Here is a 22,789-nt window from a genome sequence, read left to right as displayed (position 1 = left end):
GGCTTGCGGTTGTTTTCTTCTGTTCTCTCAACTTAACCCGCAACTTGGATTATTAGGGCTGTCCATATTTAGTATTTGTTTTGATTGGGTGGATGCAGTTTGAATCTGACAGATCTCTACTCTGAACTAACATACTCGTACCGAGTATAAATAAACGTCAAATCTAGTGTTCCTTTTCGCTGAGTTCTTAGACAATTGAACTATGCAACAGAAATGAGATCTGCTGAAAAGCTAACTTTACATCTGTTGCGTGAATGCCTAAATATTCTGCTGCTTCTAGATTCACCACACAAGAAACAGCAAGTGAGGAGTGAATTAGGATTCATGAACTGTTTCAAGAAGGTGGGAGTGCTAGACACCTGTGAGACGGCGCAAAGTGATTTGGGCTGAATCGCAACTTCAAGGATGGTATTGAGAGGTACAGGCAATGGATACCGAAGAACTCTTGCAGCGCTATGCCACAGGAGAACGAGACTTTCATACCGCAGATCTGACTGAAGCGCGTCTACATCAAGTTGACTTGAGCGGCATCGCTCTAAAAAAGGCGATTTTATTTGAAGCAGACTTGAGCGAGGCAAACTTGGTTGGGGCGGATCTCAATGGAGTGATCTTGAGACGAGCGAACCTGCGGGGAGCAAATTTGAGTGGAGTCCATCTTGTAGGAACAGAATTGTCTGAGGCACTGCTGCTTGGTGCAGACCTAAGTGGAGCCATGCTGTGGAGAGCAGTGTTGCAGAATGCAAACCTGACTGAAGCGAATTTAAGCCGAGCTAGGCTGCATGAGGCAAATCTGCGGGGTGCAATTTTGAGCAGGGCCAATCTCAGTGGTGCAAATTTGAGTGACGCCATCTTGAGCCAAACGGATCTGATGGAAGCAAATTTAAGTCGAGCTAATCTGAGTAGTGCAAGTTTGCCGATGGCAAACTTGCGGGGAGCAAACTTGGAGCGATCGGAGTTGATTAAGGCCAACTTGGTTGGGGCAGACTTAAGTTGGGCAAACCTGGAGGGGGCAAATCTGATGGGGAGCAACCTAAGTGGTGCAAACCTGACGGAGGCAAACCTCACAGGAGCCAATTTGAGTTGGGCAAACTTAAGTGATACAAAATTAGCCCTAGCCGTTTTGCGGGGGGCTTATCTAGAGCGATCGGAGTTGATTAAGGCGAACTTGGTTGAGGCAGACCTAAGTTGGGCAAACCTAAACGGCGCTAACCTGAGTGGTGCAAATCTGAGCCGAGCAATTTTGACTCAAGTGACGTTAGGTTCTGTTGTGCTACGCGGGGCAGTTTTAGCGGACGCAAAGCTTTCTCAAGTCAATTTGGATCAGGTTGATCTCAATTGGGTAACGATGCCTCATTTACCCAGTTGAGCGGCTTATCATCTTGCTGTCTTGATAGGTACGACTGATACAACTGAAACCTGTTTCAATTGATGGTGTTCCGCAAGGGTATGTAAGTTCACTCTAGCGATCGCAGTTTAGGTTGATCGATCTGCATTATCAGCACTTCTTCTAAACACCGATCGATAAGCTAGCAATTAGCTCCGCCACCCACAACCAGAAGTGTAAGGTGCAAATTTTTGTTGAACCTGCTCGTGATATGTGCGTGATTCCACGAGGATCACGATCGCACAATAGCCACAATTTCTCTAAATCTACTTGCTGCCTTTGTTCGGTTTTTACTGAGCTAATAAAGTATTAATTATTCTTTAAAGCTATTCAGGTAGCACCGCTTCTAGCTCATTGTAATCAAGATGCCAGCGCGAGCAAACTTTCCGCATGAGCTGCTTTTCCAGATAAGGCGGGTAGCTCAGTATTATCACGGTGGCTTATATGTAAATTAATTTACACAATATTTACTGAGCGAGAAAAACTTCTTACTCCACTCAATGTCAATCTCCAACCTACACATCGGTGTGAGAGCTATGAGCCAAAACCATTTTGCTTTTCTCGGTAACGCTGTTTTAGCAGCGGCTGTTCTTGCGATCGCTCAAGCTGGGGCTGTTTCAGCAACGCCTTTGACGAATCTAACAGGTCAGACAGACAAAATTTCTATTGTTCAGCAACCTCAAACGCAGGAGCTTGCCGACTCTAGAAGTCAGGTTAAAGATGACGACAAAGACGACGACAAAGACAGTGATCATGATGGCGATCATGACCATGAAAGAGAGGGTGACAAGGTTAAGAAATTGCCGAAATCTATCTCTAGGGCTATCTTTAGCGATTTAGCCAAACGGACAGGGGAAGACACTTCAGGGTTTCGCATCGTCAGATTTGAACAGCAAGAATGGTCGAATGGTTGCTTAGGGCTAGGTAGTGAGGGAGAGAGCTGTACTCAGGCAGTTGTTCCTGGCTATCAAGTAGTTATGGTTCGCGATCGACAGTACTGGGTGTACCGCACGGATGAATCGGGTTCTCTAGTAAGTTACGACAAAACCGTATCCCAAATGACAACTGCCCGTTCCACGGTTCTAATGACCCGTCAGCAGCAGTTAATGACTCGTGAAGTTCGCGCGACTAGCGTTCAGGCAATCAGCACAGGAAGTTCTACTATCGCTGGTACATCTATGTCAGCCAGTGAAACTACAATGACTGGTGCTGCAATGACTGGTGCTGCAATGTCGGGCACTACAATGTCAGGCGCTACTAGCTCGTCGATGACTAGCTTCAGCGATGTCTCGTCCACGTACTGGGCTAGCTCGTTTATTACCGAATTGACGAAGCTAACCATCGTGAAAGGCTTCCCAGATGGCAGCTTCCGTCCTGACGATGTGGTGACGAAAGCACAGTTTGCGGCAATCGTCCGTAAAGCGTTTGAGCAAGCTAAAGTCCGCGATGCGATCGCGTTCCGGGATGTATCAAGCAGCTACTGGGCTTACGGCGCAATCCGCGAAGCGTATGAGATGGGCTTCTTTGGCGATGAAACGAAGGAATTTAACCCAACGCTTCGTTTAACTCGATTAGATATTCTAGTTGCGTTAGCAAATGCCCTCAACTACACGACAACGACAGGTTCGGTCGAGACAATCTTAGCGACATACACTGATGCGGCTAGCATTCCGACACAGTACCGTTCACTGATTGCTGCTCTAACCGAACGGGGGATCATTATCAACTATCCCAGTACCAGTCGTCTTGAGCTAACTCGTGTAGCAACCCGATCTGAACTAAGCGCATTTGTTTACCAGACGCTAACAACGATCGGCAAAGTTCAAAGCATCTCCTCGCCCTATGCAGTGGAAGTAAACCAAACCAGTAGCACTGGTAGCACCATCGAGCAAGGCAAAGGCAAAAAACAAAACTGCAATCAGGGAATTGGCAACGGCTCAGAAGGATGTGATCCTGGCAACTCTCGTCCCCACGGTGGTAGCAATGACGAAGGCGGAAGAACGCCTGGAAATAAGTAGTGACTACTGATCAGGAAATACAGAAGTCACGATAGATTGTTTGACTTTTAACTTTATCAACTGCGATCGTACTGAGTGAGATTACTCTTTCACCAGTACGATTATTTTTTATTAAGGGTGTTACCGCCCTCATCTCTAATCAAATTTTCTCTAAACTGTCCTCACCAAGGGTGGAGAAGTTTAACAATGCACTTAGATATCATTAGATTAAATGTTGTTTTATTGGCTTTTACCCAAGCCTAGGCTTGGTATAGAAAGTTTTTTATTAAGCTTATGCAGGTTTTAATTCTCGGTGGCAGTGGACGGATTGGCAGTAAAGTAGCAGCAGATTTGCTGGCTCATACCTCAGTAGCGATTACGATCGCAGGACGCAATCTCACAACAGGCGCAAAACTCAGCCATCAGTTGGGAGAGCGAGTTGAGTTCGTCGTTACAGATCTGAGCGAGCGCACTCGGCTGGAAGAGGCAATTTCGAGAGCCGATCTTGTCATTCACTGTGCTGGACCGTTTCTCTACCGAGATACCAGTGTGCTAAAAACCTGCATTGAGCAAGGCGTCAACTATCTGGATGTTAGCGATCATCCGTCGTTTACTCGAAAGGCGCTGGCGCATCGAGCAGAGGCAGAAGCCGCAGGGGTCACTGCGATTGTCAACACTGGCATTTTTCCAGGCATTTCAAACAGTATGGTGCGGCGAGATGTGGAGCAGTTAGACAAACCCGAAAAAATTCACCTCAGCTATGTCGTGGCAGGCTCAGGCGGAGCGGGCGTCACTGTGATGCGAACAACGTTTCTGGGGTTGCAGCGCCCATTTCAGGCTTGGCTAAATGGGCAATGGCAAACCGTAAAGCCCTATAGTGATCGCGAGGCTGTCGAATTTCCGTCCTATGGCAAGATTGGCGTCTATTGGTTTGACATGCCAGAAGCATTCACACTGCCAGAGACCTTTCCAGTTGAAAGTGTTGTAACCAAATTTGCGACCATTCCGCAGTTTTATAACTACCTAACCTGGAGCGTAGCGCGGTGGTGGCATCCTAAGCTGTTGCAAACAAAAGCGGTGATCGAGTTTTTGTCTCACGTCAGCCACGCTATGACTGATGTTAGCGATCGCTTTAGTGGAATTGGCGTGGCAATCCGCTCAGAGGTGACGGGGCAAAAGGATGGTCAGGCAATGCGCTGTTGCTCGACAATGGTACATCCTGACACCGCGATTTCGGCTGGGATGGGAACTGGAACGGTGGCAGAACTGATCTTGTCTGGAAAACTGAAGAAACCAGGAGTTTGGGCAGTAGAACAAGCGCTGCCAACCGATTTGTTTGAAGTTATGATGCGCGATCGCGGTATTGAGATAAATCAGCAGTTACTTCCAGTGTAGAGGAAGAATAGGTCTGGCCTATTCTTCCTAGTGTTTTCAGCGCGATCGCAGGTGATATGGTTTCACGCGCTTTCGGCTTCTTGCTCGTGTTGTGCTGGATCTTCTTCTAGCCTGGTATTTCCTTCAACATTGCGTTCATACCATTTCATCAGTGGCGTTGACGTTACGCCGTGCAAAAAGATTGAAACTATAATTGTCCAAAAGGTAATCCAACTCACCTGTTCTCCGTCACGTCCTTCTAATCCAGACCCTAACGCATAAGCTAGATAATAAATTGACCCAACGCCTCGGATTCCAAACCAACCATAAAGCCATCGTGTCGCAGGGTGTACGCGGAGCCCGATAGTGCTGAGCCAAGCGCCGAGAGGACGCACAACTAACAGCAGGAGTACAGCTATTAAAATTCCATCGGTTGCATACGCCAACATGGGTTCTTTTCGGAGTAGCGATCCGAGAAGCAGAATTGTTCCGATCTCGGAAAGCTTCTCCAGCCGCTCAATAAAGTGAAGTTGGGAAGTGGATTTGTCTTGGTTTCGCCGCCGCCGCATGGTAATTCCTGCCACAAATACAGCCAAGAAGCCGTACCCGTTTACTATTTCAGCCAGCGAGTACGAAATAAAAATGGTACTAATCGCAACGAAATCCTCCATGAGTCCGTCAACGGTATGGAATCGCTGGAGAGATCGATCAATCCACCGAATCGCTTTCGCAACGGCAAATCCGACCACGATTCCTGCCGCGATCGCCCACAGCAAATCTACTGCAACCCATTGTTTAAACCAATTCTGCCAATTTGCATCTTCTAGAAGATGCAAACCGAAATATATAAAAGGAAAGGCGAGCGCATCATTTAGCCCGCCTTCTGAGGTCAGCCCAAAGCGCAGTTCATCGCGATCGCCCGGATCGTACAGTTGCACTTCTGATGCTAAGACGGGATCAGTTGGAGCAAGAATGGCTCCCAGCAAAATAGCAGGTGCCCAGCCCATACCCAATACCCAGTGAGCAACTGCCGTCACTGCAAAAATAGAAATTGGCATCAGAAAGCCAATCAATCGAGCTGTAGACTCCCATGCCCAAAATTTAATCGGGCGATTCATCTTTAGCCCGCAACTGAACAGTGAAATCAAGACGACCAATTCGGCAATCTTTTCGAGAATATTAGCGTCTGGACGAACCTGAATTAAATTAAGTCCATAGGGGCTTAAAAACACTCCAACAATCAGATAAATGATTGCATAAGAGAGCGGAAGACGCGCAATCAACCCTGAGCATAACGTCACTGTGAGCAAAAGTATGCCGATGGCTAACAGGTCGAGAATATAGATATCGATGTCCACGAGCGAAGCCTTCCTATAGAATCGGTATTACTTTAAATCGCTCATTCTATAAATATGATTCATCCTACGGTAGAACTTCTTCAACCATTAGGGTTGCTTGATATAGCCCCATTTGTTGCCGACTTGGACTCGCGCCATTCCGTCAGAAAACGATCCAGCTTCGTCGAATTGAGGCGTGATCGCAATCTTTCCAGCGTGATCAATATAACCCCACTGATTGTCATACTTAACGGGCGCTAGCCCATCAGAAAACCGTGCAGCGTAGCTAAAATCTGCTGGAACCACTAATTTCCCAGTTTTATCGATGTAGCCCCATAATTGACCTATTTTAACAAGTGCCACCCCGTCCGAAAAATCGGATGCAAATTTAAATTTGGGTGGAATGATTGGCTTTCCAGTTTTGTCAATATAGCCCCACTTGTCGCCGACTCGAACCCGCGCCATCGAGCCTGAAAAATCAAATGCGCCATCAAACTGAGGCGCGATCGCAACCTTTCCAGTCTTATCGATGTAGCCCCATTGCTTGCCGACCCGAACAGCAGCTAATCCTTCCGAAAATTTCCAGCCATCGTCAAACTCTTGTTGAAAAGCAGCTTTCCCCGTCGGGCTGATATAGCGATACTTTTGGCCTAGTTTAACGGCTGCTAAGCCTTCAGAAAATCCTGATGTATATAGAAACTGTGGCTGAATGGCAACCTGCCCTTGAGGGTTGATAAAACCAACGTTTTGATTGAGGCGAATCGCAGCTGACCCATTTTGAAACGGTGCAGCAGTTTCAAATCGAGGCGAGACGACTAGCGCTCCGGTGCGATCGATGTACCCATAGCGATCGCCCGACTTCACAATGGCGAATCCCTCGGCAAAGGGAGAATAGAGTTCAAATTCTGAGGTTGGTTGTACAGCAACGTTACCGGCGCGATCGATATATCGGAATTCTTCTCCGACCTGAACTAGGGCAATGCCTTCAGAAAAATCGGTGGCACTGTCAAACTGGTTAGGAATCGTGAGCGAACTAGTTGAGGTATTTTGAGCAATGATCTGTCGCACAGAATTTGCGCTCAAAGATACATCAAGAGGCACAGATTGAGTTTGAGACAAGAATGCGAGGCCAACAGCGACACTAGCTCCAGCTACCAAAAGTAATTTGCTCATGAGGGAATTACTCCAGCCAAAGTAGAGGTCAGACTCAACATTAAGAAACGGCTAACCATGCTCTTTCTGCGGCAAATTGATGCGATCGAGAGATGAGTTCTTTGGCAGAGCTGAATTTCGCAACGCTGCACAATGTTTGTTGAGGTCGTAATCCGCCACTTTCCAATGATCTATTTAGTACTGCAAGCACTTGTTAAACAAACTGAAATGTGCGAATTGCCTCATCAATCACGCTATATTGCTGAGTTTTGCCTTTCCCTGAACTCTAGAATCAGCATTGCTTTATTCTAGGTCAGTCTATGTTAGTGCGTATCTATAGATGGGTAGTCTTGTAAACCTATTGATCAGCTTCAATGTCGCGTTTACCTGTAGACAGTCAGGTGCTGCACCTTGTTCGGTTACGGTTAATCGCTTTGGCTATGTTTCTTTCTTGTTTTGAAGCACGAGGTGATAATGCTCCACTGTGGGAAACGGATCATAGAAATGGTGAAGCAGATTCTTCCACTCTTGATACTGAGCAGATTGGCGAAAGCCAACCGTATGATCTTCTAACTTTTCCCATTGCACCAATAAGATGTATCTGTCCCTATTCTCAGCACAATTCTGGAGTTGATGCCAAAGATAGCCAGGCATAGAAGCGATAATCACGGACGCTTGTTGAAACGCGCTTTCAAAGGCTTGGTTTTGAGCAGGTTTCACATCAAGGATGGCAACTTCTAATATCATGTCGTTTATTTAATCAAATTCGCACTAATCTGCCTATTACGATGCTAGGCGTAGCAACCAAACGATCGTGTTTAGCGGATGCGATAACCTGTGCAACTCAACGGACTGATACATTCCATTGCAACACAGTTGTTAACTGGAATTTCTCACCGCTCTGATTCGCTGAGCTTCCACGGCTGCTGTCTCCACCCTAATTTCTGCCTTGCTGCTGAAGTATTCACTTGAGGCATGTGAATCTTCACAAGCTCCACGGTTTCTCGAACCAATGATTCAAGTTCATTAACCGCTACAGCGGCTTCATGACGAAACAAGCCTTCGAGACGAGAGGCAAGATTTTCAGGGGCAATCTCCATTTGCTCAATAAATCTGCTCATTCGCTTGAATTGAAATGTTGAGTAATATAGGTGGTTCAATCCAGACAACACACCGAGAAGATTTTGGGCTGATTCAAGCAGAATTTGGTAGTACCAGAGCGTTGTATCCCGTTTGGCAAGCTTTTCCTGCATTCCCCAAATTGCAAAAAACTTGAGATAATGCTCGACCATTGTTTGCGCGAGTCCATCCGGATAATTTACGACTTTGGCTTTCCACTGCTGAATCAGCGCTTCGCCGTATAACGGAATGCCAATCGATGTTCCATACAGCATTTTCGTGATCGGAGATGGAACATCGAATTCCTCCAAGACGGTTGCCATTTCCTGTTCCCACTGTGCGATCGTCGCATGAGCAAACTGAAATTCAATCCCGTCCATCAGAAAACTTTCCCCAAACGCACCGTTTTGTCGATCGCCCAAAATCCCAATCAACTCTGAACCGTGATTTTGCTGGCGCGCAAGGTGCAACTCTTCTTCAGAAGGCAATTCATCGTAATAAAGCATCACATCGCAATCCGAGTATTCATCGCATAGCCCTTCTGCGACGGAACCTGCAACCATGACAGCCTTCGTTTTCGGGTTGGCGATGTACGCTTTGACATTGCGTTTTGCTAATTCCAACAAGTATTGAGTTCTATCAGTCATGGATAGTTGTGACTTGGGTAAAGGTATACATTCATGATGCAGCACCGAATTTTGCCAGCTAACGACTATAACAGGTCTGTTGAGCGGCTATCGATCAGATCTACAACACCACCAAATCAATCTTGATTGTCCGCTTCAACAAATTTGTTCTACTGCGATCGCTGACAACAGTTTACTCAAGACTTCAACTTAGCGGTATTATCAAAACATTGAACGGTGCCCTTCCAATCTTTGTCCTCCATTATTGTCTCGGTATAGTTATTTTCTGTGTAAGCTCCGATAACACTTCGCCAGAACTGTTGGGCAACAATGTTTGTATGAACTTGATGGAGCTCCCAACGACCACAAAATAAATCAAAAACGTGAAACGCAACCTGACGACCAATTCCATGCTTACGATACTTTCGTAAGATAAAGAACTCCGCCACTGAGTATTGGCTACGCGGAAGATACGTATATTGATTCACCAACACAAAACCAGCAAGTTTACCATTCACTCGTACCAGAAACGGGTAGCGGTCGGCTTCAACCCAATAGTAATCTAGATACTGATAGCCAAAGTATCCATGCCCGTTTAGGTCAGTGTTCTCAAACTCTGAAAAATCGTACTGATAAAGCTCCATCATCTGCTGGATAATCGGCTTATCCGCGGTTAGAGCTGGTAAGACTTCGACATCCATGACGAACACCTTATTAGCGCTTTTGACTTGACCGATCTCTTCAAAATTACAAGATTTTAGCTGCCACAGACAAAGCGGTAGAACGACTATTTAGACTGAAAGTTTTTGCCTCAGATTCTTGTATGGGTGGATGGGCAGAAACTTTCAGTCTATCTATTCAGAAAAAACTATTTTCATCGTTCAACAAGCGATCGCTGTGAACTTTAGTAGAAGCGATCGCTCTAACAACCTGCTTTACTTGCCACCAGTAGTACCTTCACTGACTCACAGCACAGCAAGCTCTTTAAAGCAACGACGTGTTAATTCCATTCGAGCAGATGGATCTTTCTTGTTACGAATATCGATGTTAGTGGCATAGAAGTAGACATTCTTGCCTTTTTCTAGGTAACCAACTAACCAACCAATTTGTGGTGTTACGTCGCCCACAAAACCAACCCACCCTGTCTTGCCTCTGATTGTGTAGTCTGGAGTTTGCTCCATAATGATCATGTCTTTGACAATCGAGAGCGATCGCTTGGAGAAGGGCAATTCATTATTGTAAAAACGACGGAGAAACTGAATTTGCTCTTGAGGTGTAATTCTCAGTTCTCCCTCTAACCAGAATTTATCAATATCATCTTGACTGCCAATTTTTTGGTTGCCGTATTTCACTTGAGTGACCCATTTCTGCATCTGGTCGTATCCCACTCGACGCGCTAAAACTTGGTAAAACCAGTAGGCAGAAAGCTTAATTGCCTCTCTCATATTCAAGTCTCGGTTCCATTCAGGCAGCTTTCTTTGAATTCCGTCCCATGTTAGAACCGCGATGTCATTTGAAATAACTCCTGTTTCCAAAGCAATCAGAGAATTCAAGATCTTGAAGGTGGACGCGGGTAAAAAAGCAGTTGTGTTCCGTTGTGGGTTGTGTTGAAAGACGCGATCGCTGTTCAAGTCATAGATCAAAATCGAACCTTCAACCCCTAGCTCTCGAAAGTGCTGCGCAAAATCAATGTTTTGGGCAACGTCTACACGACTTGGAGACTCAATCGCTGAATTCGAGATTGTTACTGCTGATTGCACGGTCTGAAACAAGATAGCGGCGATGCAACACGATGTAACGAAAACCATCATGGCAAAACGAATGATTCGATTCATAGGCTTCTACAGGTAGCGAGATGATGGGCAGCCTTGAACTACACGAATAGGCTCTCGGTTTTCGGAACTTGAGATGCATCGTCTCGCGACTGTAGTTATTTTGCCGCGTTGATCACGCTGCCGAAAAGTCGATTGTAGTATCTGCATCGGGTTTAGCTCTGTGACTTACTCATCATCGTGACGTACCAAACTGCTGTAGAACCGTTGGTTAGCGGTTTGACTGGGCGATCATCGCAGAGTTGAAAGTGGAATCTTAAAAGCGTTTTCAATAAGCCTTGAAGAGTAGAGGGGTACTGGTATTGCTGCTATCTGTATCTCAATGTGGATGTCACTGCTGTATCGAGTAAATAAATATATTGGCAGGCTCCATAAGCGCGATTGCTTCGCAGGCTCCGAAGGATCGCATCTTTTTCTGAACACCAAGATGTCAATCGAAAATTTAAAAACTTAAACTAACGCTCTAAGAGCCGAAGACTTTTTGCCGCCCGTCGATTCTAGTGGTGAGAAAAGGAGAGGAAAACTTAGAGTATTCTTTCGCTAAAATACTTCTTTCTTGTTCATTTTGATTGTTAAAAATTAACTCAAAAACTTGATGACCGCTTTCAAATTTACTAAAGTGAGATAAGGATTCTGCTACCGATTTGGAGGAATGTTGATAGTGCAGAAAGCCAACTGCAATCGACGCTACAGCCATTCAAGCTGAATTATTGAGGCAATTCATCTACCAGAATTAATTGCTCTTGTATTTTCTTAATAAGAAAAGCCTATTCATCGCTAATTACTAACATTAGTAACTAGCGATCGCGCCTCATCGCTTTTCACTCTACCTACAAAAGAAAAGCGAACTGTGCAATAAGGAAAAAAACTATGAAGCATCGAGAAGGAACCCTTCAAGGATTGAAAGGGACAACGCTCTATTACCAAAGTTGGCACCCTGAAGAACCGAGTCAGGCCGTCGTGACACTAGTGCATGGCCTGGGCGGGCACAGCGGTGTCTTTCAGAACGCAGTGGAGTATTTGGTGCCACAAGGCTATGAGGTCTATGCCCTCGATTTACGGGGGCATGGACGCTCAACTGGACAACGAGGATATATCAATGCTTGGGCGGAGTTTCGAGAAGACTTACGCCTCTTTTTACGCTTTGTGCGGACTCAGCGAACCAGTTGCCCGATGATCCTTTGGGGACATAGTTTGGGCGGAACGATTGTGCTGGATTATGTCCTGCGATCGCCCCACGAAATCCAAGGATTAATCGCTACAGCCCCCGCTCTGGGTAAGGTTAATATTTCTCCTGTGAGGCTAACAATCGGGCGGCTTCTCTCTCGAATTGCCCCTCGATTTAGTCTGAAGCTCAAGATTCCCACCAATCTCGGATCGCGCGATCCGCAAATTGCCGCCTCCTATTTGGTCGATCCACTACGCCACGAATACGGTAGTGCTCGTCTAGCAACCGAGTATTTTGCAACCGTTCGCTGGATTTATAGTCATGCTTCTGAGCTGCAGATTCCGCTGTTAATTATGCATGGAAGTAGCGATCGCGTTACTTTACCCGAAGGCAGTCGAGCATTTTTCCAGCGAGTCATCTTCCCGGATAAAGAGCATCGAGAGTATCCGGGCAACTACCATGATCTTTATGTTGATTCCGATTACGAGGAAGTGTTTTCGGATTTAGAAGACTGGTTAGAAAGACATTTAATTGGTGCAGAGACTTGTCAGCCATTTATTAATGAAGCCTAACTCACCTACGGAGGAGAAGAATCAATATTCTTCTTACGAACGATGTTTAGTGCCAAAAATATTAATCAACTTGAGCAAAGGATTCGATCTCCATTGGGGCATACATTACCTTCGTTGCTAGATGAAGCTTGTCGCCTCCGCCCGAATGCTGCTGCCTTCAATCAATCTATAGAAGCAGGATGGCGGTCGCTCTCAAACTCGGCGTTCCAGGCTAAGACTGAGGCATTAGCGTTAGGACTGTTAGATTTGGGATTGGAGCGGGGTGATCGCGTTGCATTGCTGATTCGGAGTGATGTGAACTTTGCGATCGCAGATATGAGTTGCCTGTTAGCAGGGTTAGTCGATGTGCCGATTGACTTAACTCAAACGTTAGAAAACATTGTTTTTGTCCTACAACACAGCGAGGCAAAAGCATTTATTGTTGCCAATTTAGAAGTGCTACAACAGGTTCTACCTTATCTAGACCAAGCTCCAAATCTTGAGCATATTATCTTGGTTGAAGCTCCAGCCAATCCGGTCACGCATCTGCACAAAATTTATTCACTGGATCACATCAGAGCCGCAGGACAAGCTCAGCATTCTGCGAGTCAGGTTGATGATCTGCGAACAGCACTTTCCCCCCATGATCTAGCCACACTCGTTTATGTGCCTGGAACAGATGGACAGTTGCTGGGCGTCATGCTAACCCATGAAAATCTTTCAGGGAATGCATTAGCAGCGTTTGCAAGTTTGTCTCGACTGCAATGGGGAATGCAGGAAATTGCGCTTTCGTTTCTGCCCTTAACCCATGTGTTTGCACGATGCTTAATCTATGGTCACATCTACTATGGTCACACGATTTATTTTTCTAATCCCAATCGTGTTCTAAAACATCTTAAAGAAGTTAAACCAACCATTTTCGCTTCGGTTCCCTTACTCCTAGAAAAAATCTACAGTAAAACGCTAGAGCAATCGAGTAACCTACCGTCTAAGCGATCACGACTAGCGTTTGCCTTGGCATTGTGGCTTGCCAAACGCTATAAGCTAGGATATTCAACTTGGGGAATTTATGCACTGCTGCTCAAAATTGCAGATCGGTTCGTGTGGTCGCCCTGGCGATCGCTATTTGGGAATCGTCTGAAATATTTGCTTTGTGGGGGTGCAGCCTTAAAGCCAGAATTAGCAAACGTGTTTGCAGCAGCAGGCGTTGAGATTTTTCAGGGCTATGGATTGACGCAGGCGAGTGCGGTGGTCTGTTGTAACCGCGATCGCGCCAATCGTGCTGGAACAGTTGGACGCTTAATTGAAGGAGTGGAGGTTGCGATCGCGCCCGATCACGAAATCCTTGTTCGAGGGGCTTACGTCACTCCGGGTTACTACAAAAAACCAGCCGCAACTGAGGCGGCGATCGATGAGCGAGGCTGGTTGCATACAGGCGATTTGGGTGCTTTAACGAAGGATGGATTTCTGCAAGTTACAGGACTGAAGAAAGCCCTCTTCAAGCTTTCGACAGGAAAGTATATCGCACCTCAGCCGATTGAGGCTCGATTGGAGAATTCGCCGTTAGTCAAACAAGCGATCGTGGTGGGTGCAGATCAGAAGTTTTGTGGAGCACTCATTGTTCCAGATTTTGAAGCTCTGCGGAAGTTGAAACTGGGCCTACCAGAAGAGACCTTGCTGAAGCATCCGTGTGTGCTGTCGTTGTATCAAGCGATCGTCGATGAGGCAAATTGTCATCAGCCTTATTGGGCAAGCGTGAAACGATGTCGGCTTCTCAGTTCTAATGAATCTATCAATCGCCAGGAGATTGCAAGCGTATTGGCTAAGGATATCAGTCTCTTATACACTGGAGATAGAACAACGCCACAAGATTCGTCAGGGTTTGATCTTCAAGAAATAGAATGTCCAGTCATTCCAACTAAAGCTTGTCCAACCTTTGCTCAATCTCTCAATCTTTCAATTCTCAATTAACCTCTCAATCCTCAATTAACGACCTCATTGAAGGGAGGATTTTAGAATTATGCTGAAGCCATTCCGAACTGTTGCTGTTCTAGGTGCTGGCGTAATGGGAAGCCAAATCGCCGCACATCTCGCTAATGCAGGTTTAACGGTTCACCTACTCGATGTTGCTGCTACTACCGGACGGAAGAATGATCTCGTTGAAACGGCCTTTAAGAAAGCCCTCAAACTGTCCCCGCCGATCTTTTTTACAGAGAAAACGGCTCGACGAGTCATTCTCGGTAACTTTGATGAGTATTTTGATCGACTGAGCGGAGTCGATTGGGTGATTGAGGCCGTTGTTGAGAATTTACAGATTAAGCAACAGTTAATGCAACGCTTAGAAGCAATCATTCAACCCGAGACGATTGTTTCGACAAACACCAGTGGCTTACCGATTCATTTGGTTGCTCAAGGCCGCTCAGATTCTTTCCGTCAGCGCTTTTTAGGCACTCATTTCTTCAATCCACCCCGCTATCTTAAACTGCTGGAACTGATTCCTACTCAAGACACTGATCCAAATGTGCTCCATCGAATGAAATGGTTTGGCGAGTTGTATTTAGGCAAAGGCGTTGTGATTGCCAAAGATACTCCTAACTTCATTGCAAATCGGATTGGCATGTTTGTCACTCTGCTGGGCATAAAAGCATGGACAGAGCAAGGCTATTCGATTGAAGAAGTTGATACCTTAACGGGAACCCTCATTGGCAGACCTAAATCGGCAACGTTTCGGACAGTAGATTTAGTCGGGCTAGATACGCTGATGTATGTTGCGGATCATCTTTATCAAGCTGCCCCAGAAGATGAGCACCGGGATGTTTTCCGAGTTCCTGACGTGCTTCGTAAGATGGTTGCAACGGGAACGCTCGGCGCGAAAAGTGGGCAAGGATTCTACAAAAAACAAAAATCTCAAATTTTGTCTGTGAATCCCAAAACGTTTGCTTACGAACCTGCTCAGCCGTTGAATTTAGAGGAAATTAAGCAATTTGAAACCTTGCCTTTGCGTCATCGCATCCAGTCCCTGTATCAAGTTCCCGGACGTGCAGGCGATTTTTTCCGTCAAACCACACTAGCGATGTTGAACTACAGCGCCCATCGAATTCCTGAAATTGCTGACAATCCTCAAGATATCGATCGCGCGATGCGCTGGGGCTTTGGTTGGGACATCGGACCCTTTGAACTCTGGGATGCGTTGGGATTTGAAACCGTGTTAGCTGATATGAAAGCCGCCAACATGACGGTGCCTGAATGGGTACAAAAGCCATTTTATGAAACGACTCCAGCAACTTCTAAACAACCAATTTGGCAGAATTCTGAAGCTGCTTTGTTAGATATGGGTGATGGAGTTCTGTTATACGAATTCCGTTCTAAAGGAAACACGTTAAGCAACAAGGTTTTAGAAGGGTTTGCTAGTGTTTTAGAAATTCTAGCGACCAGGGATTACAAAGGTTTGGTGATTGGAAATGACAGCGCTCATTTCTCGGGAGGGGCAAATCTAGCAGAAATGGCAATGATGGCACAGACCGGGAATTTTGATGCGATCGCAACCCTAATTGTAGAATTCCAATCGCTCCTACAGCGCATTCGCTACTTCCCAAAGCCCATTGTTGCTGCAATTCAAGGACGGGTGTTGGGTGGCGGATGTGAATTGGTGATGGCTTGTCCGCAGGTAGTTGCTGCTGCTGAAACGTACATTGGCTTAGTCGAGGTTGGGGTTGGATTAATTCCCGGCGCGGGCGGAATTATGCGAATGGTTAGCCGTGCATCTGAACGGGCTGCAACGGACTCCACCAGCCATATTCAGCCTTTCTTGAGAATGGCGTTTGAAACGATCGCAACTGCCAAAGTTTCAACGAGTGCTTACGAAGCCAAAGAACTGGGATTTTTGCCCTGTGATACACGGATTCTCATGAGTGGCGAGCGGCGATTAGAAATTGCCAAAGCCGAGGCGTTACACCTTGATCAGATTGGTTACGTTCCTCCACCTAAGAACGATTCCATTATGGTGCTGGGTGGTCCGGGTAGAGCGGTGTTGGAACAAATTGCTTACGTCTTCCAGCAAGGCGGATTTGCGAGTGAGTACGATCGCTATCTTGCAACTCGTCTCGCTTATGTGATGACAGGCGGAGAACTTTCTGCCCCTGCTTTGGTTTCTGAAGATTATTTACTGCAACTAGAACGCGAATCCTTCTTGCCCCTCTTGAGCCAATCGAAGACCCAAGATCGAATTGTACACATGCTGAAAACGAAAAAGCCGCTACGAAATTGAGGGTAAAGCCATGATGATGCAAAATGCTTACATTGTGAGTAGTGTCAGAACTGCGATCGCGAAAGCACCGCGCGGAAAACTTCGGAATATGCGCTCGGATAACTTGGGCGCGACCGCTGTGGAAGCTGCGCTTGAACGAGTTCCAGATCTCGATCCAAACGACGTTGATGATGTGGTGTTTGGATGTGCGTTTCCTGAAGCAGAACAGGGATTTAATTTAGGACGGGTGATTGCTCAACGGGCAGGATTGCCAGATTCTGTTGCAGGCGCTACGGTGAACCGATTTTGCGCCTCGGGACTACAAGCGATCGCACTCGCCAATCAAGCGATCGTCACTGGACAATCGGACGTCATGATTGCAGGTGGTGCTGAATCTATGAGCTTGATTCCGATGGGCGGGCATGATCTGTTGCCCAATCCAGAATTGATTGCAGAAACGCCAAAAGTCTATTGCACGATGGGAATGACTGCTGAAAATGTGGCGCACCTGTATGAGATCTCTCGGGCAGATCAAGATGCATTTGCCTTGCGATCGCATCAACGCGCGATCGCGGCTACCCAAGCTGGACGATTCAACGATGAACTGATCCGAATCAACCTTCGCGAAACACTGTATCTCGACGGCAAACCGCAACCTGTAGAAACGATTCTCCAAACTGACGAAGGACCCCGAACAGATACAAGTTTAGAGGCGCTAGCTCATCTACCTGCTGTGTTTAGAGTGGGCGGCAGTGTGACAGCAGGAAATTCTTCTCAAACCTCAGATGGTGCGGCGGCAACCATTTTGGTGAGCGAAGCCAAAATGAAAGAATTTAAGCTACAGCCATTAGGACGGCTGCTAGGATTTGCAGTTGCAGGCGTGCCGCCGGAAATTATGGGAATTGGTCCTGTTGCCGCTGTTCCAAAGGTTTTACATCAAGTCGGACTCAGTTTAGATGATATCGGATTGATTGAGTTGAATGAGGCATTTGCAGCGCAATCGTTAGCCGTAATCCGCAAATTAGGACTAAATGAGGAAATCGTGAATGTGAATGGAGGTGCGATCGCGTTAGGACATCCATTAGGGTGCACCGGAGCCAGAGTAACAGCAACGTTGTTGCATGAGATGAAGCGTCGGGGAGTGCGATATGGGTTAGCGACGATGTGCGTCGGCGGTGGAATGGGAGCCGCTGCTGTGTTTGAGAACCTGATGATGTAAGGAGTCTCATTATGATTGTCTTATCATTGACGATTCTGATCGTGGGTCTATTGCTATTAGGATATTTTGGCGCACCATTATGGCTTTGGTCGTTGTATGGTGCGAGCGTACTGCTAACGGCACAAGCGTCCCTCTGGCTCTGGGCAATTTATGGCGGTGTTGCGCTCATTCTGAACGTTCCTTGGCTGCGTCGGAACCTGTTGACTGCGCCACTGATGCAAGTCATCCAGCCGCCGAAAATTTCTGAAACAGAACGCGCCGCCATTAACGCCGGGACGGTCTGGGTCGAAGGAGAATTCTTCTCAGGTGCGCTTAACTTCAACCGCATCAATCAGGAACCTTATCCAGCCGTGTCGCCTGAATTGCAAACCTTTCTGGATGGCCCCGTGGAGCAAGTTTGCCGCATGGCAACAGATTGGGAAATCCATCGCCGCAAAGATTTACCGGCGGATGTGTGGCGTTATCTCGAACAGGAACGATTCTTCGGCATGATGATTCCAACCCAATACGATGGCTTGGGATTCTCGAACCTTGCCTACAGCAGTGTGATGATGAAACTTGCCTCACGATCGTTTATCCACACCGCAACGGTCGGCGTTACAAACTCGCTAGGCCCAGCTAAGCTATTACTCCATTACGGTACTGAAGCCCAAAAAGATTACTACTTGCCACGACTTGCACGGGGAGAAGAAATTCCTTGTTTTGCCTTAACTGAACCAACGGCTGGATCAGATGCAGCAAGTATTACATCTAAAGGGATTGTGTTTCGGGGAGAAGACGGAACGCTATATCTGAGGTTAAACTTCCGAAAACGCTACATTACACTGGGCGCGATCGCAACTCTGATCGGACTCGCATTCAAGCTATCTGATCCAGAAAATTTATTGGGCAAAGGCGAAGACGTTGGAATTACCTGTGTACTCGTTCCATCCAACACACCCGGCCTGATCTTGGGCAAACGTCATGACCCAATGGGCGTGCCGTTTTACAATTCTCCAGTGGAAGGACGGGATGTTGTTGTTGCGGTCGATCAAATTATTGGAGGCGTAGAACAAGCCGGACAAGGCTGGAAAATGCTCATGCAAAGTTTAGCCGCAGGACGAGGCATTAGTTTTCCAGCAAGTTGCACTGGCGTTGCTAAGTTAGTCGCCCGAGTCACAGGTGCCCATGCCAAAGTTAGAAAACAATTTGGTTTATCAATCGGTCGATTTGAGGGCATCGAAGAACCGTTAGCCCGAATTGGCGGACTGACGTATCTCCTGGATGCGGCTCGGATCTATACGGCTAGTGCCGTGGATCAAGGTGAAAAACCTGCGGTGGTCTCTGCGATCGCTAAATATCAGTTCACTGAAATCACCCGAAAACTCGTCAGCGATGGCATGGATATTCTAGGGGGTTCAGGTATTTCTCGTGGACCGAGGAATCTACTTGCAAACTTCTACACCGCAATGCCGATTCCAATTACCGTTGAAGGTTCCAATATTCTGACGCGAACATTGATGATCTTTGGGCAAGGGGTGATTCGGTGTCATCCTTATCTCTACGAGGAAGTAAAGGCGATTGAAGCAAACGATGCGATCGCATTCGATCAAGTGTTATGGAATCACATTGGATTGATTGTGAGAAACGGTTTCCGAACGGTTCTACTAGGCTTGTCTCGTGGCTATCTAGCAGGGGTAGCAATCAGTCCAACCGCTCGCTACTATCAAAAACTAGCTTGGGCATCTGCAACCTTTGCTTTTCTCACAGATTTAATGCTGTTAGGGTTTGGAGGCTCACTGAAACGACACGAGAAACTTACAGGAAGATTAGCAGATTGGGTGTCATGGATGTATTTGGGAACTGCAACGCTACGACGATTTGAAGCTGAAGGATGTAAGTCAGAAGATCTGATTTTCGTGCATTGGGCAATGCAGTATAGTTTTGCGCAAATTCAGCAAGCGTTAGAAGGCATCTTGAGTAATCTACCCATTCCCCTGCTCCTAAGCTTTGTAAGATTGAATCCGTTCGGTAGTCTTCCGTCCGATCGGCTTGGCAGTCAAGTTGCACAGGCACTGCAAATTCCTGGGGAAGGGCGCAATCTATTAACCTCTGGCATTTACGTTCCGACTCATCCTGATGAAGCTTTAGGACGGCTAGAGCAAGCTTTAACGCTCTCTGATCAAGCTGAACATCTCGTTAAAACAGTGATGGCAGCGAGCCGGGCGGGTCAATTGCCTCCAGGCAAACTAGAGGACTTAATTGCTTTGGCACTCAACGCTGAAATTGTTTCTGATACGGAGGCTGAACTGATTCGGGCAGCCGAATCTGCGCGACTGGATGCAATTCAGGTCGATGCATTTACTTTGCAAGAATATTACGGTAGCGAATTACCTGCACCAAATTTCTCAAAAGTTTTCATGCAGAAATAATCATATCGTTGACTAGACCCTGAAGTAGAAAATTGTCCTGGTCTACCCAATTCGCAATCTTCCGCTCATGTATTCCCGTCATTATTTCTCTTAAAAGCAAATATTTCAACTCGCGCACCCAGACTAACCATAGCCCTCAGGTGGAGCGAAGCGCTATGGCTCGAAAAACAATTTGCGTTTCCAAGTCCATTTTCTGCGGTAACGGTATAATACGCCATCTCACCTAGGGAAAGTAACCTAATCGGTAAGGTTGAATAGATAATTTGAATGGCATTTTCGTAGTCAAATCGTCGAAAAAATGCAGCTTCGGCAGTGATCATCACAGATCTGGGTCCTCCTCCCGCTTACAAATTAGAAAAGCTCAATCATCGGTCATGCCGATGGCTCTTTCGTCTAGGCTTCAGCCGCTTATTCTTAGAAGCAGGATGGTGCAAAAGTTCTAGTTGTTGATGTTGTTACAGTTTACGCAGCCCTTCCACCGAAAATTACGTAAAATGCAAGAAATCATAACATCATGAAGACCTGATAAAGCTCTCAAAGCTTCACTGGGCAAGGGTTGTAAAGGAAATTTTAGGCAAAATAGCTCAAATTAGCTACCTCAGACCTGCTCTGGCATAGCTCTAGCGATACAAGCCTAGCTAGAGGCTGATCCACCGTGGGGACGATGTATAGCGTCCTAATAGGTTTTTACACTGAGCGGAAACAAAGGATCATAGTTTTTTAACCTTTTTCCTTTGTTGCCGTTCATACAGCGGCGGCTGGTTTGCTGGTTCGCACACCGAAGTGTCTTTTACTATAAAATTCTGAAAATCTTGTTCGTAGCGTTAGGTTAATGGTGTTAGAAGACAGTTCCACTTCAAAAAAAACCGGAAAGCAGGCTAGCTCTCGTCGCTTTCAGCTATTTTCACTTAAAACTATGAGTTCCTATCGTCGGCGTCATTTTCCAACCCTGGCTTTAAGCGCAACAGTGGGATGGCTCGCTAGTAGTTTGGCAATTCAAGCGCATGCAGCCGACATGTCACTAGGAAACAGTGGCGTTCGATTTAACAGAGACACGACTCTAGAAACAAATTTTGTTGAGTCTCACGGTGCGTATCAGTCCACATTCGGGGTGATCAACTTGGATACCAATGAGAAGACGCCCCTTCTTGTTGAGACTAAACCGGCGGATGAACCAGCCAGTATCTTCAACCCATCGAGCAAGGTCAGCAACGTTGGAACCGCCAATGACTTTCTTGGAACCGCACAAGGCACAGTAGCCAATCCTTCTGCCACTTACAACTTTAAAGCAAACACAAATTATGTATTTTATCTAGAGTCTAACTACAACGGTCGTCCTACAGGGACGGTTTACTCTAGCGACGTGATGAACGCCAACAAGGAGAGACAGGTTTCGTTTAGTGGCGACCCGGCAAACTTCTGTCAAGGAAGCGGCGTTTCTTTAGCGTGGGATGACACTGGATCTGATTTGGTGCGTAATCGTGATCAGCAAGACCGGGACTTCGACGATTTCATTGTTCGCCTGCGAGATACCGCTTGCCCAATCGGTGGCGGTGACACGCCTGGTGCTGCTGCCCTTGCTCCTCCAGAAAGCGTTGCTCCAACGGTTGGTCAGTTGCCGCCAGCAGGCGCTCCGATCGCGGCGGCTGGTCCAGGTGCAGGGAACTTGACGCTGCCTTTGGGCTTGCTGGGTGCAGGCGCGATCGCTGGAATCGCAATCGCGGCGGGCGGCGGTGACGATGATAATGACAATGGTGGCGCTGGTGGCGCTGGTGGCGAACCAATTCCTGAACCGTTTACGATCGTGGGTTCGGGAGCTGCTGTTGGGTTTGCTGCCTTGATGCGTCGCCGTGCCAGAAGTCGCAAGAAGCAGTAATGAATTAAGTCTCCGCAATGCCTTAAATTTACTGTTTTGAAATTGTTCTGGATCCCTCCTTGCTACAAGGAGGGGTTTTTAGCGTGCGGCGATCACAAGACGCAATAGAGCTTTAGACGCGCATGGCAGAAAAGCTATTTTGTGGCGCAACCTTACTACCCATCGCAGCACGATTTGGAAACCGAATGGTGATGCGTATACCGCGATCGCGCTTGATTCGTAAGTTAACTCTCCATATCACTTGCCAAGACAGGTTTAGAGAACCTGTCTTTTCTTTTAATTATTTCCAGCCAGTGAATTTACAGAGCAACGGTTTTGGTCTCCGTTCTTCTCCGTAGAAGTTCGCTAGGTTCATCTAGCTCAGAATGGTTTTATGTCGATGATTGCCATTTTCTGGATATTCGTCAGAAGAAACTTAGAGAAATTTCCACTTAATAATTCCCAATTAAGAGTAGCAAATTTCTGCTGATCACTCTGCACCTTTCACCCTCAATTCT

15 protein-coding genes are annotated in these 22,789 nt (G+C 46.7%); 9 read left to right on the top strand and 6 right to left on the bottom strand.

The features are described 5' to 3' along the window. The first annotated feature begins 427 nt into the window (after positions 1-427). The 3 genes from AC5JLB_RS20215 to AC5JLB_RS20205 all read left to right on the top strand — a co-directional run bounded on the left by AC5JLB_RS20215 (position 428) and on the right by AC5JLB_RS20205 (position 4,776). Positions 428-1,366, top strand: coding sequence for a pentapeptide repeat-containing protein (locus AC5JLB_RS20215; protein WP_495875616.1), 939 nt, complete (start codon positions 428-430; stop codon positions 1,364-1,366). A 554-nt stretch (positions 1,367-1,920) separates the two neighbouring features. Further along, positions 1,921-3,402, top strand: coding sequence for an S-layer homology domain-containing protein (locus AC5JLB_RS20210; protein WP_495875615.1), 1,482 nt, complete (start codon positions 1,921-1,923; stop codon positions 3,400-3,402). Between the two features lie 273 nt (positions 3,403-3,675). Continuing rightward, entirely contained in the window at positions 3,676-4,776 is a 1,101-nt protein-coding gene (locus AC5JLB_RS20205; protein ID WP_495875614.1) for a saccharopine dehydrogenase family protein, read from the top strand. A gap of 62 nt (positions 4,777-4,838) precedes the next feature. Here AC5JLB_RS20205 and AC5JLB_RS20200 read toward each other — a convergent pair whose 3' ends face one another. The 6 genes from AC5JLB_RS20200 to blaOXA form a co-directional block, all read right to left on the bottom strand. Beyond that, positions 4,839-6,113, bottom strand: coding sequence for a cation:proton antiporter (locus tag AC5JLB_RS20200; protein WP_495875613.1), 1,275 nt, complete (start codon positions 6,111-6,113; stop codon positions 4,839-4,841). 87 nt (positions 6,114-6,200) lie between these two features. Next, positions 6,201-7,265 (bottom strand): WG repeat-containing protein, encoded by a 1,065-nt coding sequence (locus AC5JLB_RS20195; RefSeq protein ID WP_495875612.1) that lies wholly within the window; start codon positions 7,263-7,265, stop codon positions 6,201-6,203. A 417-nt stretch (positions 7,266-7,682) separates the two neighbouring features. After that, positions 7,683-7,991 carry an antibiotic biosynthesis monooxygenase family protein gene (locus tag AC5JLB_RS20190; protein ID WP_495875611.1) on the bottom strand — a complete coding sequence of 103 codons (309 nt, stop codon included), beginning with the start codon at positions 7,989-7,991 and terminating at the stop codon, positions 7,683-7,685. 146 nt (positions 7,992-8,137) lie between these two features. Further along, complete coding sequence (locus AC5JLB_RS20185; RefSeq protein WP_495875610.1) at positions 8,138-9,010, bottom strand: hypothetical protein; 873 nt, start codon at positions 9,008-9,010, stop codon at positions 8,138-8,140. Positions 9,011-9,186: 176 nt separating this feature from the next. Next, entirely contained in the window at positions 9,187-9,690 is a 504-nt protein-coding gene (locus tag AC5JLB_RS20180; protein WP_495875609.1) for a GNAT family N-acetyltransferase, read from the bottom strand. A gap of 264 nt (positions 9,691-9,954) precedes the next feature. Further along, on the bottom strand, positions 9,955-10,800 hold the full coding sequence (gene blaOXA / locus AC5JLB_RS20175) for a class D beta-lactamase (protein ID WP_495875608.1): 846 nt from the start codon (positions 10,798-10,800) through the stop codon (positions 9,955-9,957). An 891-nt stretch (positions 10,801-11,691) separates the two neighbouring features. Here blaOXA and AC5JLB_RS20170 point away from each other — a divergent pair. The 6 genes from AC5JLB_RS20170 (at position 11,692) to AC5JLB_RS20145 (ending at position 22,292) form a co-directional block, all read left to right on the top strand. Further along, positions 11,692-12,561 (top strand): alpha/beta hydrolase, encoded by an 870-nt coding sequence (locus AC5JLB_RS20170; RefSeq protein WP_495695688.1) that lies wholly within the window; start codon positions 11,692-11,694, stop codon positions 12,559-12,561. Positions 12,562-12,603: 42 nt separating this feature from the next. Next, on the top strand, positions 12,604-14,511 hold the full coding sequence (locus AC5JLB_RS20165; RefSeq protein ID WP_495875607.1) for an AMP-dependent synthetase/ligase: 1,908 nt from the start codon (positions 12,604-12,606) through the stop codon (positions 14,509-14,511). Positions 14,512-14,560: 49 nt separating this feature from the next. Continuing rightward, on the top strand, positions 14,561-16,807 hold the full coding sequence (locus AC5JLB_RS20160; protein ID WP_495875606.1) for a 3-hydroxyacyl-CoA dehydrogenase/enoyl-CoA hydratase family protein: 2,247 nt from the start codon (positions 14,561-14,563) through the stop codon (positions 16,805-16,807). Between the two features lie 10 nt (positions 16,808-16,817). Continuing rightward, positions 16,818-18,005 (top strand): acetyl-CoA C-acyltransferase, encoded by a 1,188-nt coding sequence (locus AC5JLB_RS20155; protein ID WP_495875605.1) that lies wholly within the window; start codon positions 16,818-16,820, stop codon positions 18,003-18,005. 11 nt (positions 18,006-18,016) lie between these two features. Next, on the top strand, positions 18,017-20,416 hold the full coding sequence (locus AC5JLB_RS20150) for an acyl-CoA dehydrogenase (protein ID WP_495875604.1): 2,400 nt from the start codon (positions 18,017-18,019) through the stop codon (positions 20,414-20,416). Positions 20,417-21,332: 916 nt separating this feature from the next. Further along, entirely contained in the window at positions 21,333-22,292 is a 960-nt protein-coding gene (locus AC5JLB_RS20145) for a PEP-CTERM sorting domain-containing protein (RefSeq protein WP_495875603.1), read from the top strand. Positions 22,293-22,789: the final 497 nt, after the last annotated feature.

It is taken from the genome of Myxacorys chilensis, assembly GCF_059505265.1.
Note: the sequence above shows the minus strand (reverse complement) of the source record. Positions and strands in the feature narration are given on the sequence as shown.